18 protein-coding genes are annotated in these 16,968 nt (G+C 50.4%); 11 read left to right on the top strand and 7 right to left on the bottom strand.

Annotation, left to right across the window (positions count from 1 at the left end; translation table 11 throughout):
* Positions 1 to 45: 45 nt before the first annotated feature.
* The 4 genes from AR688_RS03875 to ppiC all read left to right on the top strand — a co-directional run bounded on the left by AR688_RS03875 (position 46) and on the right by ppiC (position 3,449).
* The gene (locus AR688_RS03875) at positions 46 to 678 is read left to right on the top strand and encodes a peroxiredoxin-like family protein (RefSeq protein ID WP_068229390.1); all 633 of its coding nucleotides are present in this window, start codon (positions 46 to 48) and stop codon (positions 676 to 678) included.
* Between the two features lie 185 nt (positions 679 to 863).
* Entirely contained in the window at positions 864 to 1,760 is an 897-nt protein-coding gene (gene aguB, locus AR688_RS03870) for an N-carbamoylputrescine amidase (protein WP_068229387.1), read from the top strand.
* Complete coding sequence (aguA, locus tag AR688_RS03865; protein WP_082694668.1) at positions 1,761 to 2,873, top strand: agmatine deiminase; 1,113 nt, start codon at positions 1,761 to 1,763, stop codon at positions 2,871 to 2,873.
* 297 nt (positions 2,874 to 3,170) lie between these two features.
* Complete coding sequence (ppiC, locus tag AR688_RS03860) at positions 3,171 to 3,449, top strand: peptidylprolyl isomerase PpiC (RefSeq protein WP_068229378.1); 279 nt, start codon at positions 3,171 to 3,173, stop codon at positions 3,447 to 3,449.
* Positions 3,450 to 3,474: 25 nt separating this feature from the next.
* Here ppiC and AR688_RS03855 read toward each other — a convergent pair whose 3' ends face one another.
* The 3 genes from AR688_RS03855 to AR688_RS03845 form a co-directional block, all read right to left on the bottom strand.
* On the bottom strand, positions 3,475 to 4,176 hold the full coding sequence (locus AR688_RS03855) for an RES family NAD+ phosphorylase (RefSeq protein ID WP_231731923.1): 702 nt from the start codon (positions 4,174 to 4,176) through the stop codon (positions 3,475 to 3,477).
* A gap of 5 nt (positions 4,177 to 4,181) precedes the next feature.
* A complete protein-coding gene (locus AR688_RS03850; RefSeq protein ID WP_068231149.1) occupies positions 4,182 to 4,580 on the bottom strand; it encodes an antitoxin Xre-like helix-turn-helix domain-containing protein in 399 nt (132 codons plus the stop codon).
* 125 nt (positions 4,581 to 4,705) lie between these two features.
* Entirely contained in the window at positions 4,706 to 5,956 is a 1,251-nt protein-coding gene (locus AR688_RS03845; RefSeq protein ID WP_068229371.1) for a DEAD/DEAH box helicase, read from the bottom strand.
* 112 nt (positions 5,957 to 6,068) lie between these two features.
* Between AR688_RS03845 and AR688_RS03840 the strand changes: the two genes are divergently transcribed.
* Both AR688_RS03840 and AR688_RS03835 read left to right on the top strand, forming a co-directional pair.
* The gene (locus AR688_RS03840) at positions 6,069 to 6,338 is read left to right on the top strand and encodes a GIY-YIG nuclease family protein (RefSeq protein ID WP_068229368.1); all 270 of its coding nucleotides are present in this window, start codon (positions 6,069 to 6,071) and stop codon (positions 6,336 to 6,338) included.
* Positions 6,338 to 7,240, top strand: coding sequence for an AEC family transporter (locus AR688_RS03835; protein ID WP_068229365.1), 903 nt, complete (start codon positions 6,338 to 6,340; stop codon positions 7,238 to 7,240). The genes AR688_RS03840 and AR688_RS03835 overlap by 1 nt, the downstream gene beginning before the upstream one ends.
* On the opposite strand, the gene AR688_RS19830 is transcribed toward AR688_RS03835, so the two are convergent.
* Positions 7,237 to 7,410 carry an Arc family DNA-binding protein gene (locus tag AR688_RS19830; RefSeq protein ID WP_082694666.1) on the bottom strand — a complete coding sequence of 58 codons (174 nt, stop codon included), beginning with the start codon at positions 7,408 to 7,410 and terminating at the stop codon, positions 7,237 to 7,239. The two genes, AR688_RS03835 and AR688_RS19830, sit on opposite strands and share 4 nt — an antisense overlap.
* An 8-nt stretch (positions 7,411 to 7,418) precedes the next feature.
* Positions 7,419 to 8,261, bottom strand: a complete 843-nt coding sequence (locus tag AR688_RS03830) for an SPFH domain-containing protein (protein WP_231731921.1) — start codon at positions 8,259 to 8,261, stop codon at positions 7,419 to 7,421.
* A gap of 175 nt (positions 8,262 to 8,436) precedes the next feature.
* On the opposite strand from AR688_RS03830, the gene AR688_RS03825 reads away from it, so the two are divergent.
* Positions 8,437 to 9,729: a mechanosensitive ion channel family protein gene (locus AR688_RS03825; protein ID WP_068229351.1), complete on the top strand. Its 1,293-nt coding sequence runs from the start codon at positions 8,437 to 8,439 to the stop codon at positions 9,727 to 9,729.
* Positions 9,730 to 9,782: 53 nt separating this feature from the next.
* On the opposite strand, the gene acnA is transcribed toward AR688_RS03825, so the two are convergent.
* Positions 9,783 to 12,500: an aconitate hydratase AcnA gene (gene acnA, locus AR688_RS03820; protein WP_068229349.1), complete on the bottom strand. Its 2,718-nt coding sequence runs from the start codon at positions 12,498 to 12,500 to the stop codon at positions 9,783 to 9,785.
* Positions 12,501 to 12,630: 130 nt separating this feature from the next.
* Positions 12,631 to 13,617 carry a GlxA family transcriptional regulator gene (locus tag AR688_RS03815; RefSeq protein WP_197412099.1) on the bottom strand — a complete coding sequence of 329 codons (987 nt, stop codon included), beginning with the start codon at positions 13,615 to 13,617 and terminating at the stop codon, positions 12,631 to 12,633.
* Between the two features lie 57 nt (positions 13,618 to 13,674).
* On the opposite strand from AR688_RS03815, the gene AR688_RS03810 reads away from it, so the two are divergent.
* The 4 genes from AR688_RS03810 to AR688_RS03795 all read left to right on the top strand — a co-directional run bounded on the left by AR688_RS03810 (position 13,675) and on the right by AR688_RS03795 (position 16,906).
* Positions 13,675 to 14,475 (top strand): SDR family NAD(P)-dependent oxidoreductase, encoded by an 801-nt coding sequence (locus AR688_RS03810; RefSeq protein WP_068229338.1) that lies wholly within the window; start codon positions 13,675 to 13,677, stop codon positions 14,473 to 14,475.
* Between the two features lie 40 nt (positions 14,476 to 14,515).
* A complete protein-coding gene (locus AR688_RS03805) occupies positions 14,516 to 14,737 on the top strand; it encodes a DUF2798 domain-containing protein (RefSeq protein ID WP_068229334.1) in 222 nt (73 codons plus the stop codon).
* 124 nt (positions 14,738 to 14,861) lie between these two features.
* Complete coding sequence (locus AR688_RS03800; protein ID WP_068229331.1) at positions 14,862 to 15,599, top strand: response regulator; 738 nt, start codon at positions 14,862 to 14,864, stop codon at positions 15,597 to 15,599.
* A gap of 5 nt (positions 15,600 to 15,604) precedes the next feature.
* Complete coding sequence (locus tag AR688_RS03795) at positions 15,605 to 16,906, top strand: ATP-binding protein (protein WP_068229325.1); 1,302 nt, start codon at positions 15,605 to 15,607, stop codon at positions 16,904 to 16,906.
* The last annotated feature ends 62 nt before the right edge of the window (positions 16,907 to 16,968 follow it).

Genomic DNA, 16,968 nt, shown 5'->3' with positions numbered 1-16,968 from the left:
CCCTGTCTTTGTTAGGCAAACAACTCAACCTGACAAGGAACCGCTATGAAAATTTACCTTATTCCGTTTGCTGCTATGTTGTTCAGCATCAAACTTTTGGCCGCTCCCGCTATTGCTCCCTCACCTGAGCAGGTAACACCGCTGCTGAACGGCTTAACCATTCCGGCAGTCACCTTAACCGATGCAGATAACAACCCAGTTGCCTTGCAGCAGCTTGTACAGCAAAAACCTGCTGTGCTGGTATTTTACCGTGGCGGTTGGTGCCCGTATTGCAATGCGCAGCTATCTGCCCTGCGCGATATCATGCCGCAGCTTAATAAGCTAGGCTATCAGTTAATTGCCATCACGCCGGATAGCGTAGCGTCGATCAATAAAAGCTTAACCGACACCGGCGGCCAAAAGCTGAACTATACGCTGTTGTCTGATGCCAATTTCGCTGCCAGCAGCGCCTTTGGCCTGGCCTATTATCTGGATGATAAAACTGCTGCCGCTTATAAAGGTAAGCTCGGCAGCCTGATCACCACTGAAGCCGGCACTGAAAAAGTGGTGCTACCGGTACCGGCGGTGTACATCGTCAACACTAAAGGCGAAGCGCTGTTTAACTATGTACATATCAACTACAAAACCCGGTTGGAAAGTGAATTACTGCTAAAAGCAGCACAACTGGCGTTGCAATAAAGCTCTCTTTTTTCAGGTCGTCTCTCACCTGTTTACAGCAGCGGACAAAGTAGTATTTTTCGCTGCTGTTTTTTTATTAAAAAGCGTTGACGACAGGGCAAAAATACGGCATTTTTCGCGCCCTGTTTGGCAAGTATCTGAAGGGATGCTAGCCTGTTGGTTTTACCCTCTGCCGGAGATAACTGATGCGTAAAGTAACCGTTGCTGCAACCCAAATGATTGGCGGCTGGAATGTGGATGAAAACATTGCCCGTGGCGAGCGTTTAGTACGCGATGCTGCAGCCAAAGGCGCACAGATCATCCTGCTGCAGGAGCTGTTTGAGCGCAATTATTTCTGCCAGAAACAAAAACCGGATTATTTAGCCTTTGCCACCACAGTGGCAGAGAACAAAGCCGTGGCGCACTTTACTAAGATTGCCAAAGAGCTGAACGTAGTGCTGCCAATCAGCATTTACGAGCGCGCCGGCAACTGCCTGTACAACAGCGTAGTAATTATCGATGCCGACGGCGAGAACCTGGGTACTTATCGTAAAAGCCATATTCCGGATGGCCCTGGTTACAGCGAGAAGTACTATTTCACGCCAGGCGACACCGGCTTTAAAGTGTTTGCCACCAAATACGCTAAAATTGGTGTCGGCATATGTTGGGATCAATGGTTTCCTGAGTGCGCGCGTAGCATGGCATTAATGGGCGCCGAGCTGCTATTCTACCCAACCGCTATCGGCAGCGAGCCGCATGATCCGACCATCAGCTCACGCGATCACTGGCAACGCACCCAGCAAGGCCACGCCGCTGCTAACTTAATGCCGTTAATTGCCTCTAACCGTATCGGTACCGAGACCGAAGGCGATTACCATATTACCTTCTACGGCAGCTCCTTCATTGCTGATGAAACCGGTGCCAAGGTGCAGGAAGCCAATGAAACCGACGAAGCCGTGCTGGTGCACAGCTTTGATTTAGACGCTGTTGCCGCTACCCGCCGTGCCTGGGGTATTTTCCGTGACCGTCGTATCGATATCTACGGTGCTGTTATGACTAAAGATGGCGAAACCAAACAACCTGTTAAACAAGGTGGTAACTAAGTGGCCTCTACAACCCTGAACAGTACACCACGCGCCGATGGTTTTAGCATGCCAGCCGAATGGGCAGCGCATAAACAAACCTGGATGGTGTGGCCCGAGCGTACCGACAGCTGGCGTTTAGGCGCCAAGCCGGCACAACATGCCTTTGTTGCGGTAATAAAAGCTATTGCCGGCTTTGAGCCGGTAACGGTAGGCGTATCAGCTAATCAATATGCTAATGCATTAGTACAACTGTCTGACGCTGGCACGAAATTCCCTATCCGGGTGGTAGAGATTTCCAACAACGACGCCTGGTGTCGTGACACCGGCCCTACTTTTGTTATTAACGCACAGGGTGAAGTGCGTGGTATCGACTGGACCTTTAATGCCTGGGGCGGTTTAAACGGTGGTTTGTATTTCCCATGGGATAAAGATGATCAGGTTGCCAGCAAAGTGTTGGGCATAGAACAGCTACCGCGCTACCGCACTGAAGGCTTTGTGCTCGAAGGCGGTGCTATTCATGTTGATGGCGAAGGCACACTGCTAACTACCGAAGAGTGCTTACTAAACAGCAACCGTAACCCGCATTTAAGCCGTGAGCAGATTGAACAGCAGATGCGCGATTATTTGGGCATCGACAAAGTGCTGTGGTTAGAAGACGGTATCTTTAACGACGAAACCGATGGCCACATTGATAATATGGCCTGTTTTGTTAAGCCAGGCGAAGTAGTACTGGCGTGGACTGACGATACAACCGATCCGCAGTATGCCCGCAGCAAAGCGGCTTTGGATTACTTAGAAGCAGCCACCGATGCGAAAGGCCGTAAAATAAAGGTGCATAAGCTGCCGGTACCGGCGCCTATTATCGCCAAAGCGGAAGAGTACGCCACCGTAGATGCCACCATGAGCGCCATTCCACGCGAAGCGAATGCCCGTTTGGCCGGCTCTTACATTAACTTTTATTTGTGTAACGGCGGTTTAATATTGCCAACTTTTGATGACCCGAACGATAAAGTAGCCGCAGAGATCCTGCAAAGCCTGTATCCGCAGCATAAAGTGGTAACAGTGCCAGGCCGTGAGATCTTGCTTGGCGGCGGTAATATTCACTGTATAACCCAGCAACAGCCTCGCTAATTAAAGTACTCTGCTGACGTGAATAGCAGATGCGAAGTAGTCTTTTCTTCGACCGTTGAACGCCTGGACGGCGTGAGACGAGCCCCCAGGGATGGGTTCACGGCGTGTCGAAGAAAAGATCTACGTAGTAGCTGCGGTATCGCTGAGCTGGTTCATTGAGCGAGCAAGCTCCGATTGCAACACCCGCCCCGGCTCGTCACAGCAACTCGCGAGTGTTAACACACTCACTCAGACACTCTGTGACGACCGAAACGGGGTTCCAATCTACGTATAGCCAACTCTATTGAGGATTCATGAATGTCCAAAGCCTGCGCTTTACATATACTGGTAAAAACCCGTGAAGAAGCGGAAAAACTCAAACAGCAACTGGCCAAAGGCGCTGATTTTGGCAAGCTGGCCAAGCAGCATTCGCTGTGTCCGTCGGGTAAAAAAGGCGGCGATTTAGGTGAGTTTCGTAAAGGTCAGATGGTAAAAGCCTTTGATGATGTTGTATTTAAAGGCCCGCTATTAGAAGTACAGGGGCCGGTAAAAACCCAGTTTGGTTTTCACCTGATTAAAACGCTGTATCGCAGCTAGATTAGCTAAAACTGAAGCAGGATGGCTATGCGCAACTGACTATCTGATTAACAGCGCTGATACTGCCGTTTTGCCAGATCATCTCATAATGGCCGCACTGGACAATTTGCCTGACATACTGTGGGCTAAATAAGCCCCAACAAACAGCACCGCTGTTGCGCACAGAGTAATACTGCACACCGGCACTGCCCTGCTCGCGCAAATGGATCCCAAGCGCACGGGCCGCACTGTAATCCTCTTTCGCATAAACAGCATGCTCTGGCGACAAAGCAGTTAAATCTGCCAGGCTAACATCAGCAAACTGACAACTTAAGGCCCGAAACACAAAACGCTCATAGGCCAGCCCGGATACTTTGGCCCAGTAACGGCCCTGATGATAAGCCACTTCGCTAATAGCTGTTTGCACACTATCGGCCAGATATAACACACCAAAACGACCATCAGAAAAACGGCTGCCTGCCGGGTTTACATGAGTAAAAGGCGCTACCGCATAAGAGCAACCAGCAATGCCAAACGGGATCTCAGCGCGTGGCAGCAAACTTAGGTTACCTGCCTGCGCCTTTAACCTGGGATTGGTTAATGCCTGCAGTGCAAATAAGGCGTCAAACTCATCGACGTCGGCTACGTCGTCAAACACCGACTGCGGCGGGTATTTTGAATTAATCAGCCGGTAGCTTTGCTGCTGATGCAATTTAACCTGAGATAAATTATCCTGCCCCACACTCACCTTTACTACCACATGCCACCACGCAAGGCATCGATATGTTTAAATGTTTCGTACAATGCAGCAAACTGGCCACTGCTGATCACATCCAGCGGGCTCTTGCCGTTAAAATACGGGTTATGATTGGGCAACGCCATAAAACCATACAGGTTTTGCGGGTTATCAAACAACAACCGTAAGCTGCTGTGAATATTCAGCAGGTAGCTTATGCGCTCGATTTGGTCCTGCGTTAAGCTGGCGCAGTAAGGGTCGTTACGGTATTTGTAATACGCCGCTTTGGAGATCTGTAAGATACGTTGGACCTGCTCTGGTGAGCATTGCCATTTATCCAGAATAGTAAATACCGCTTTAAGCCCTATAGCAGCAGCTTGCCGCTGGCTTTGTCTGTCTAGCTGGACCGCCTGCATAATACCCTCGTATCTGGCTAAATTGGTATTAATATAGACTATTAATATAAATATGTCCACATAGAGACAAATATACGCCTAAAAAAGCAGACACTATGGTCTGCTTCGTTTTATGCTTTGCGCCTTTATGCTTTACCCAGCGCCTTAGCGCGTAGCTTGGCTTTAAGCATACCTTTCTTTGCTGGCTTTTTCGGCCCGTCACCGTGGCGAGCCTGTGCATGCTCTGGCGACACATAGGTAGGGTCGTGCTCGTAGCCCGGCAATATTTTAGCCGTAATCACCTGCTGAATAAGCCGCTCTATCTCTTGCAGCGCTTTAATTTCTTCCGGTGTGATTAATGTTAACGCCACACCACTGTTACCGGCACGGCCGGTGCGGCCGATACGGTGCACATAGTCTTCCGACACTTGCGGCAAATCGTAATTCACTACATAGGGTAGTTCGTTAATATCCAGACCACGGGCGGCGATATCAGTGGCAACCAGAATCCGTACTGCTCCGGCTTTAAAATCGGCCAGGGCTTTGGTGCGGGCGCCCTGGCTTTTATCGCCATGAATGGCTGCGCTTTTTAAACCGTCTTTTGCCAGTTGCTTAGCCAGGCGGTCAGCGCCATGCTTGGTACGGACAAACACCAGCACCTGCGGCCAGTTATTTTTACCAATTACATGCGATAACAGCTCGCGCTTACGGTGCCGGTCAACTAAATACGCCAGCTGCTCTACCCGATCAGCTGTGGCGTTGGTTGCAGCTACTTCAATCAGTTGCGGAGCGTTTAACAGCTCATCGGCCAGCTGTTTTATCTCATTGGAATAGGTAGCAGAGAACAGCAGCGTTTGCCGTTTGGCCGGTAGCTTGGCCATAATGCGTTTGATATCAACAATAAAGCCCATGTCCAGCATGCGGTCGGCTTCGTCCAGCACCAGTACTTCCAGCGCAGATAAATCAAGCGTTTTCTGATGCAGATGATCAATAAGGCGGCCTGGGGTGGCAACCAGGATATCCAGCCCCTGCTCTGCCTCATCATACTGCGGCCGAATAGACACGCCGCCATAAAACACCGCTGAGCGTGTGTTCAGGTACTGGCTATATTTACGTACATTGTCATACACTTGCTGCGCCAGTTCACGGGTTGGCGTTAACACCAACACCCGCACCTGGTTTGGTGCTACGACCTTAGGCGCATTGAGCATTTGCTGCAGCAACGGTAAAGTGAAAGCCGCGGTTTTACCTGTACCTGTCTGCGCACCAGCCAGCACATCTTTACCGGCCAGAATCACCGGTATACTTTGCAATTGCACCGGCGTAGCAGCAGCATAGCCTTGCTCTGTCAGCACGCGTAAAATAGGCGCGGCCAACGCGAGAGATTGAAATGACATTAAAATTCCTGTTTTGCCAAGCATTACCAGCGCCCGTTACTGTGTTAATACAACACGCCGCGCAGCATAAAGCGCGTATTATAACAGAACAGTCCCCGGCGGAGTTAGCGCAGTGAACAACTGGTATTTGTATATGGTGCAAACCAGCAATGGCTTGCTTTACACCGGTATCAGCACTGATCCGCAGCGTCGCTTGCGCCAGCACAGTGGCGAGCTGGCTGGCGGTGCTAAAGCGCTACGCGGTAAAGGGCCGTTGACGCTGGTATATCAGCAGCCTGTTGCTGATAAAAGCGCTGCAGCCAAGGCAGAGTATCAACTTAAACAACTACCCAGAAGTGCAAAACTGGCGCTTGCCGCCAGCTATAACCCAAGTGAGATTTAATGGACAACTTTCTGCTTATCCTGGCTTATCTGTGCATCGGCGTTATGTTGCGCCGTTTACCTGCCATGCCACAAAACAGCGGTATTGCGCTGAATATGTATGTGCTTTATGTCGCACTGCCTGCGCTGATCCTGAAAAACGTACCGCAGTTACAATTTTCTGCTGAATTGCTTATTCCGGCCGTTACACCCTGGCTGTTGCTGCTGGCGGTAGTAGCAACAGTATTACTGCTCAGTAAACTATTGCACTGGCCACGTGAGGTGACCGGCGCCTTGTTAATCGTGCTACCGCTGGGCAATACCTCGTTTTTAGGCTTTCCAATGACGGAAGCGTTATTTGGCAGCGACGCTATGCCTTATGCCGTGGTGTACGATCAGTTGGGGTCATTTATTGCGCTGGCAAGTTATGTCACGGTTATTGCTGCGTTGTACAGCCCAACCGCAGCCAAACCTACTGTTAAAGGCATCATTGTTAAAATTATTACCTTTCCGTCTTTTGTGGCTCTGGCACTGGGTTTACTGCTGCGCGGTACTGAATATCCGCCTTTTGCCACACAGTTAATTGATAATTTAGCGGCAACTCTGGTGCCAGTGGTGATGGTGGCGGTAGGCTTTGCCCTGACTATCAAGTTTAGTAAAAGCGAAATATCCCCGCTTATTTGTGCGTTGCTGATTAAACTGGCGCTGATGCCTGCGCTAGTGGCTGCGCTGTGGTTTAGTGTTGGCCAACGCGGCACTGCAGTGGATGTCAGTATTTTTCAGGCGGCAATGCCACCGATGATCTCCGCCGGTGCTATTGCCATTATGGCGGGGCTGGCGCCGCGCCTGGTTAGCGGCATTATCGGTATTGGTATACTGCTGGGCTTGGTTAGCTTACCGGTAGTGTTCTGGTTATTGCATTAATCATCTTCAGGCTGATCTTTTGCAGGTTTTAACCGGCCGGCTTTTTTCAGCGCATCGTTAAGTAAAAACTCAATCTGGCCATTAACACTACGAAACTCATCATCTGCCCAGCGCTGCAAAGCGCTGAGCATTTTTTCGTCAATACGTAAGGCAAAGGCTTTTTTAGCCACAACAACCCCTATTGATACAGGCTGCCGGTATTAATTACCGGCTGCACATGATGATCTCCACACAATACCACCAGTAAATTACTGACCATTGCGGCTTTGCGCTCATCATCCAGTTGTACTACGTTACGCGCAGACAACCTTTCCAGTGCTGTTTCTACCATGCCCACGGCGCCTTCAACAATTTGCTGACGTGCAGCCACTATTGCTGCTGCCTGCTGGCGCTGTAACATGGCGCTGGCAATTTCCGGTGCATAGGCTAAATGGCTAATTCGGGCTTCCAGCACCTGCACACCGGCTTTATTTAGCCGGGCCTGAATTTCGCTTTTAAGCAGCTCTGTTATGTCGTCAGTGCTGCTGCGCAGGCTGATAGCCTCATCGTTGCCGGCATCATAAGCATAACTGGAGGCTAAATGGCGGATAGCCGACTCGCTTTGAATACTGACAAAGTTCTCGTAATTATCCACTTCAAATACCGCTTCAGCGCTGTCTACTACTTTCCATACTACTACAGCAGCAATTTCCACCGGGTTACCGGCATTATCGTTTACCTTCATTTTGCTGCTTTCAAAGTTACGCACCCGTAACGATACCTTTTGTTTACTGTACAAAGGGTTAGACCAGCGCAAGCCATTATTAAGATCGGTACCAACATAACGGCCAAACAACTGCAGCACCGCCGACTGGTTCGGGTGCACCATATAAAAACCAAACCAACAGATAAACACCACTATTGCCAGCAATAAAGCCACAACTTTTACAGCCCCCGGCAACACCACTACCCCTGCTAATGTCAGTAACTGCGCCAATAGCAAGACCCCAATCATGCCAAAACCGCCCTTACTGTTAATCATGCGTTCCTGCAACATAGCCAGCCCTCTTAAATTGATATTATTTTGATATCAATTTAGCGCAACTGCAGAAAAATGCAACTGTTTAGTATTGTGCAAGCAAACCTTACAGAGTAATGGGCGGCAACGTGCTTTTCTGCTAAGGTAAAACAACAACTTACTTAGCTGAATAACTTATATGACCGAAAAGCTTTTAGTATGGTGGCAACATGTTGTGATTCAGCTGCAGCAAGCAGAACTGTGGTACCAGTTAACTGCAATAGCCTGCTGTATTATGCTGGCAGCTATTATTAATCGTCTGGTGGGCAGGTTCCTGATTGACAGTGGTGGCGAAGGTTTACGCCATGTAGCTATGCGCAGCTCTCACCGCATTTTACTGCCTTTTAGCCTGGCGGCATTGCTGGCAATAAGTAGTGAACTCTTCAGCCTTTATCAGCTAAAGAACAATCTTATACAGCTGTTTATTCCCATTGCACTGGCGTTGGGCATGATCCGCCTGCTGATCTATATCCTGCGTAAAGCGTTTTCATCCGGCCCTTTGATGAAATCTGTCGAACCGGCTGTTGCGGTAATTATCTGGTTAGTAGTGGTGCTGCATTTGGCAGGCTGGCTAACGCCGGTGCTGAACGTTATGGATTCACTGGCTTTTACGCTGGGCGAAAGCCGGTTTTCATTATTAAGTGCGGTAAAACTAACGCTGGTGATTATTCTGGCGTTTACTCTGGCGCTATGGCTGGCTGAACTGTTAAACCAGCAAATGAAAAAAGCCCAGCATATCAGCCCCAGTATGCAGGTGGGTTTTAGCAAGTTCAGTAAATTTCTGCTTATTACCATCGCGTTTTTAATTGCGCTAAATGCTGTGGGTATTAACCTCAGCTCGCTGGCAGTGTTTGGTGGCGCACTGGGCGTGGGGTTAGGTTTTGGCTTACAACGTATCGCCTCAAATTTTATCAGCGGCTTTATTCTGGTGCTGGATCGCAGCATTAAACCCGGTGATGTTATTTCAGTCGGCCAAAACTTTGGCTGGGTACACGAACTTAAAGCCCGCTATGTAGTGGTGCGTAACCGTGAAGGTGTCGATACGCTGATCCCAAATGAAAACCTGATCACATCAGAGGTAATTAACTGGAGTTATGAAGACCGTAATGTACGGGTAAAAATTGTCGTGCAGATAAGCTACGAGGACGATCCGGAACAAGCCATGGCGCTGATGTTACTGTGTGCCAAAAAATCAAAACGGGTGCTGGATACGCCAGAGCCAACAGTAATGTTAAAGAACTTTGCCGACAATGGCATTGAACTGGAACTACGGGTGTGGATAGCCGATCCGGAATACGGTGCCGACACAGTAAAGTCTGATGTCAATGTGGCAATATGGCGTGCCTTTCAGCAGGAAGGCATTACCATACCTTACCCCCAGCGCGACTTACATATTAAATCGGGCCAGTTACCGCCCTCATCTGAGCTGTAGTACAGTAAAAAGCGCCTGCTATTCGTGACAGGCGCTTGCAACTGTTACCGTTTTTACGCCTCGCCTATCATCCTGCGCAGCACGTAATGCAAAATACCACCATGCTGGTAATAGGCCAGCTCGTTGCCGGTATCAATGCGGCAAATAACGTCCAACTCCTGCTTGGCACCATCAGCGTAAGTAATAATCAGCTGCAGCTTTTGCCGTGGTTTCAGGCTATTTAAGCCGCGCAGCGTAAAGCTTTCTTCCCCGGTTAGTTTCAGGGTTTTACGATCTGCCCCGGATGGAAACTGCAACGGCAGCACGCCCATACCAATTAAGTTAGAACGGTGAATACGTTCAAACGATTCTGCCAAAACCGCCCGCACCCCCAGCATCAGCGTGCCTTTTGCAGCCCAGTCACGTGATGAACCGGTGCCGTACTCTTTGCCGGCCACCACGATCAATGGCAGCTCCTGCTGCTGATAACGCATGGCGGCATCGAAAATTGGCAGGGTTTCACCAGACGGATAATGCTTAGTTACACCACCTTCAGTGCCCGGCACCATTTCGTTACGAATACGCACATTGGCAAAGGTGCCACGCACCATCACCTCGTGGTTACCCCGGCGCGAACCGTAAGAGTTAAAGTCGGCTTTATCAATATCATGGTCAAGCAAATACTGGCCGGCAGGGCTACTTTGCTTGATTGAACCAGCCGGTGAAATATGATCGGTCGTCACCGAATCCCCCAGCACAGCCAACAAACGGGCATTAACAATATCGGCTATTGGTTTTGGCTGGCGCGTCATACCACGAAAAAAGTCCGGCTGGCGAATATAGGTCGACTCCGGCCAGGTATAAGTTTTTGCCTGCGATACATCAATAGCGCGCCAGCTTTCGTCACCATCAAACACCTGGGCATATTCTTTACTGAACATGCCGCTGTTTACCTGCGCTACCGCAGCAGCAACGTCTTTACTGTCGGGCCAGATATCTTTTAAGTATACGTCTTTACCATCTTTACCCTGCCCCAGCGGCTGAGTACTTAAATCAATATTGATGGTGCCGGCCAGAGCAAACGCTACCACCAATGGCGGTGAAGCCAGCCAGTTTGATTTAATTAACGGATGTATACGACCTTCAAAATTACGATTGCCTGACAATACCGCCGAAACATTTAAATCTGCACTGCTAATGGCATTTTCTATCGGTTTTGCCAGCGGGCCGGAGTTACCGATACAGGTAGTACAACCATACCCCACCAGATTAAAACCCAGTTGCTCAAGCGGTTGCATTAAGCCGGCCTGCTGCAGATAGCGGGTAACCACTTTAGAGCCTGGCGCCAGTGACGTTTTTACCCAAGGTTTACGCGTAAGCCCTTTAGCAACCGCATTTTGGGCCAGTAAGCCTGCAGCCATTAGCACACTGGGGTTTGATGTGTTGGTACAAGAGGTAATTGCTGCAATAACCACGGCATGGTTGTCCAGCTGTATCCGGTGGCCATCAAGCTCAAAGCTGCGATCCGGTTGTTTTGCATCTGTCTGTGCCGCCCCCTCATTTACCATTTCAGCATCACGCTCTTTGCTTACTTTTGGCTCAAGTGTCAGCGCATCATCACAGTGTTGTTTAAGCCCGCTTAGTGTCACTTTATCCTGTGGTCTTTTCGGGCCGGCCAGTGATGCCACAACCGTATTTAAATCCAGATGCAGCGTATCGGTAAATACTGGCGTAACCCCTTTTTGCCGCCACAAGCCCTGTTCCTGGCTGTAGGCTTTAACTCTGGCAATAACGGCTTCGTCACGGCCGGTAAGCTGCAAATAATCCAGCGTTACCTGATCAACAGGGAAAAAGCCGCAGGTAGCACCATATTCCGGTGCCATATTGGCAATAGTGGCACGATCAGCCAGTGCTAACTGATCCAGCCCATCACCGAAAAACTCGACAAATTTCCCCACCACACCGTGCTTACGCAGCATTTGCGTAACGGTAAGCACCAAATCGGTTGCTGTGATACCAGCGTTTAACTTACCGGTAAATTCAAAACCGATAACCTCGGGGATAATCATCGACACGGGCTGGCCCAGCATGGCGGCTTCAGCTTCAATACCGCCAACACCCCAGCCCAGAATACCCAGCGCATTAATCATAGTGGTGTGAGAATCGGTGCCCACCAGTGTATCAGGGTAAGCTAACTGGCCGTCAGCAGTTTGCTCTGCCCAAACTGTCTGGCCCAGATATTCCAGGTTCACCTGATGGCAAATACCGGTACCCGGCGGCACTACACGAAAATTGGCAAAAGCTTTAGCGCCCCAACGTAAAAACGCATAGCGCTCGTAATTGCGCTGCATTTCAATATCGACATTTTGCGTAAAGGCTTGCTCTGTAGCGTAGCGGTCTACCATTACTGAGTGGTCAATCACCAAATCCACCGGCGATAACGGGTTTACTTTGTCCGGGTCTTCACCCAGCGCAGCTACTGCGGCACGCATAGCAGCTAAATCGACCACCGCCGGCACGCCGGTAAAATCCTGCATTAACACCCGGGCCGGGCGAAAAGCAATTTCGCGCTCAGAAGTGCCGGTTTTTTGCCAGTCGACCAATGCCTGAATATCAGCATCGGTTACGGTATCACCATCAAGGTTACGTAACAGATTCTCCAGCAAAACCTTAAGTGAAAACGGTAAACGGCTGATATCACCAAACTGGGTCGCGGCCTTATTCAGACTGAAAATACGGTACTGCTGTTTATCTACCGTAAGTTTGTCGGCGTAGGGGTTGGGAGTGGTCATAACATACCTCATACTGATTACTGTTAACTAAGTGTAGCTCATCAGCATTACAGTACGAGGATGAAACGGTGAGCGGGGTAGCAAAAGAGATAGCACACAGCGCGGCAGATAAATTAAAGACAAAGTAACTTTACCCATTGCGTGCCATTCGTCGCACAGCCTGCGGCGGTATACCAAAACCCCGGATAAAAACTTCGCGCAGATGACGCCGGTCCCGAAAGCCGCTTTCCCGCGCAATAACGTCCAGCGAATGCCGGCTTTGCTCAATCATCAACCGCGCAGCTTCCAGCCTTAATTGTTCTATGGCTTTGGCTGGCGATTGCCCGGTTTCAGCGCTGAACACCCGGCTAAACTGACGGGGGCTAAGATGCGCTACTTCGGCCAGCTCTTCTACGCTAAGCGCTTTATGCAGATGCTGCCGGGCATAACTCAGCGCATTTTGAATGCGATCCGACTTTGGTGCCAGTTCCAACATTTCCGAATGCTGTGACTGGCCGCCCGCACGGCGCTGATGCATTACCAGTTTATGCGCTACTGAGCGCGCGACTTCAGCGCCCAGATCCTGCTCGACAATTCCCAGCGCCAGATCAAACCCGGCTGTCATACCGGCGGATGTCCAGATTGGCCCGTCAACAACAAAAATACGATCCTGCTCTACCTGCACGCCGGGGTAGTTAGCCTGCAACTGCCGGGTATAGGCCCAGTGCGTGGTAACGCGCCGGCCATCAAGCAAACCGGCCTGTGCCAGCACAAAACCGCCGGTACACAGCCCGACGATACGTCTGGCTTTTGATGCTTCGTATCTGAGAAAGGTGGTAATTGCCGGATCCTCTGCCGTTAGCAACGGATTATTAATGCCGGCTACAATCCAGCTGTCGGTGGCAACAGCCGACGACAGCTGCTGAGTGGCAACAGCGAAACCCAGCGAAGATGACACCAGACCACCTGATGCGGAGAATAAACCCAAAGTGTAGAAGTCTGCTCCGCTCACCCGGTTAGCGTATTCAAATACCGTTTGCGTGCCCAACGTCAGCAACTGAAAACCTTCTGTCACCAGATAACCAATACGATGCATTGCTTCAGCCTCAATGTCACAAAATATGACTATATATGTCATTTGAGACACCGTCAAATTGGCGCATTATGTAACGACTTACTCAGCAGGAGATAAAAAATGACGCAAGTAAATAAAGGTACGGCGCTAATCACCGGCGCATCAGGTGGCATTGGCGCGGTGTATGCCGAACAACTGGCACAACGCGGTTACGATTTAATTCTCGTGGCACGCAACACACAGCGGCTGCACGATGTGGCACAGCGTATTCGTAGCAACAGCGGGCAACGGGTTGATTTAATCGCAGCCGACTTAACGTCAGATGCCGGACTGGCTGATGTCGAAGCCCGGCTGCGCGACGACAGTGGCATTACCTTGCTGGTAAATAATGCCGGCACCGGTACCCATACCACCCTGCTGGATAGTGATATTACGCAAATGAGCAAGATGATTACGCTTAATATCAGCGCCCTGACCAGATTGACTTACGCCGCCGTACCCGGTTTTGTCGCCCGCGGCCACGGCAGCATTATCAATATATCGTCAATTGTCAGCATAGCGCCGGAGATCCTCAATGGTGTTTACGGTGCCAGCAAAGCCTTTGTAACGGCGTTTAGCCAATCACTGCATCATGAATTGGCTGATAAAGGGCTGCGTATCCAGGCAGTACTGCCAGGAGCCACAGCAACGGAGTTCTGGGAAAATGGCGGCCTGCCGCTGGCACATCTGGACCCGGACATTGTCATGTCGGCAACGGATCTGGTTAGCGCAGCATTACTGGACTTTGACCGTGGCGAACTGATCTCTATCCCATCCCTGCAGGATCTCAGCCAATGGCAGGTGCTGGAAGCGCAGCGCAAATCGCTGGCCGGTAAGTTATCCGGCAACCGGCCTGCTGCACGCTATAACCTGACCAGATAATTATCTGGCTGCAACAGCAATTGAACTGGCGGAGAGCATAATGAACATGCAACTGAAACGTAAAATAGCCTTTGCCCTGTCAATGGGGGTAGTCACTACCGGCATTATCTCGTTTGTGCTGATTGCCCTGAACCTGGGGTTTGTGCAGGGCTTTGTATTAACCTGGCTCAAGTCGTGGGGCATGGCATATCTGATTGTAATACCAGCCATTTTGCTAATCGGACCCCGCCTGCAGGCGAAAATTGAGCAGATAATTCACTGAAAACAGCATACAGCGCTGGCTGCCGCTAAGCGGAAATTGGCCGCAATACCAAACCGGCAGCTACTGTTTGAGTACCAGGGATTGTTCAGATAAACTCAGTGCAGCTCAGCAAACAAGGCCCGTCATGCAGCATATGGAACATATTTTGGTCGTCGATGACGATAGAGAAATCCGTGAATTGGTAGGCAGCTACCTGACAAAAAACGGCATGCGGGTCAGCCTGGCAGCCGATGGCCGGCAAATGCGCGCTTTTCTCGACGCCAATACTGTGGATTTTATCGTACTGGACATTATGATGCCGGGTGATGATGGCTTACGGCTTTGCCGTGAATTGCGCAGCAGCAAACATAAAGCCATTCCGGTATTGCTGCTGACCGCCCGCAGCGACGAAACCGATCGCATCGTCGGGTTGGAAATGGGTGCCGATGACTATCTGACCAAACCCTTTTCGGCCCGTGAGCTGCTGGCACGGATCAATGCGGTACTGCGGCGCACCCGCATGTTGCCGCCAAACCTGCAAATCACCGAAAGCAGCCGGTTAATTGGCTTTGGCAATTGGCGGCTGGATACGAGTGCCAGGCATCTGCTTGATACAGCAAACACTATCGTTTCGTTAAGCGGCGCAGAGTACCGGTTATTGCGGGTGTTTCTCGATCATCCGCAGCGGGTGCTCAGCCGTGAGCAATTACTGAACCTGACTCAAGGGCGTGAAGCTGACATTTTTGACCGTTCCATCGATCTACTGGTCAGCCGCTTACGTCAGCGTTTGCGTGACGATGCCCGGGAAGCAGCTTGTATAAAAACAGTGCGTAACGAAGGTTATGTTTTTACCTTACCGTTGCAACTGCTTGAAACAGATTGATCGCCATGCGATTACTTATGCCGCAGAGTCTGGCCGCCCGTCTGTCATTAATTTTACTTGTTGGTTTGGTGCTGGCGTATGGTTTGTCGTTCAGCTCGCAATTTTACGAGCGCTACCAAACCGGCCGTAACGTGATGCTGAATAATTTGTCGACAGATGTCAGTACTGCAGTGGCACTGCTTGACAGATTACCGGCAGAAGAAAGAGCGAACTGGTTACCTTTAGTGGAAAGAGGAAACTATCGCTATTTGCTGGATCAGCCCATCACCGGCGAGCCTATGGATATGCAACAGCCCCCTATGGCAGCTCTGACTATTGCTCAAACCGTTGCCAATCGATTCGAACCTGTATTTCAGACGATGCCTGGATCACGGCCCCACTTTCAGGTGCATATGACATTAAGTGACGGCAAGTTATTAACGTTGGATGTCACTCCCGGGGCCATACCTGTAGCACAGTGGTTGCCTGTGGTGCTGATTCTGCAACTGCTGGTGTTATTGGGTTGCATCTGGCTGGCTGTGCATATGGCCATTCGGCCGCTAACCCGTCTGGCACAGGCTGTTGATCAACTGGCCCCCGATGCGCCAGGTCCGGAACTGGATGAAAAAGGTCCCAGTGAGGTGGTGTATGCCGCCAGGGCTTTTAATACGCTGCAAGGCCGTATCGGCACTTATCTGAAAGAACGGATGCAGTTATTAGCCGCTATTTCTCATGATCTGCAAACGCCTATCACGCGGATGAAATTGCGGGTAGAGCAAATGGATAACCCGGAGGAAAAAGACAAGTTGTGGAGTGATTTAAGTGAAATGCAACATCTGGTCAGAGAAGGTGTAGCCTACGCCCGCAGTATAGATACAACGGCTGAACCGGCATGCCGGATTGACCTTGATGCGTTTCTCGACAGTTTAGTTTGTGATTATCAGGACAGCGGCCAGGCCGTCAGCCTCAATGGCAGCACAGCAGCAGTGATCAACACCAGACCCCATGCGCTACGCCGTATTCTGACCAATCTGACAGATAACGCGCTGAAATTTGGCGGCAGTGCCGAATTAACGGTGCAAAGCACCGCGTCCGGCATCCAGCTGCAGGTGCTGGATAACGGACCTGGTATACCAGAAGCTGAACTGGAACAGGTGCTGCAACCTTTTTACCGCGTCGAAAGTTCACGTAACCGTGATACCGGCGGCACCGGTTTGGGGCTGGCGATAGCGCAGCAACTCAGCCAGGCACTTGGCGGTCGTCTGACCTTATACAACCGTGCAGAAGGCGGGCTGTGCGCAAATTTAGTGTTGCCTCACAACAGGTGATACAAAAACGCAGATACACAAAGATACAAAAGACCGGATCACAGACACACTGAGGATACAGC

This window comes from Rheinheimera sp. EpRS3, from assembly GCF_001513785.1.
In the GTDB taxonomy this organism is placed as follows: domain Bacteria; phylum Pseudomonadota; class Gammaproteobacteria; order Enterobacterales; family Alteromonadaceae; genus Alishewanella.
Note: the sequence above shows the minus strand (reverse complement) of the source record. Positions and strands in the feature narration are given on the sequence as shown.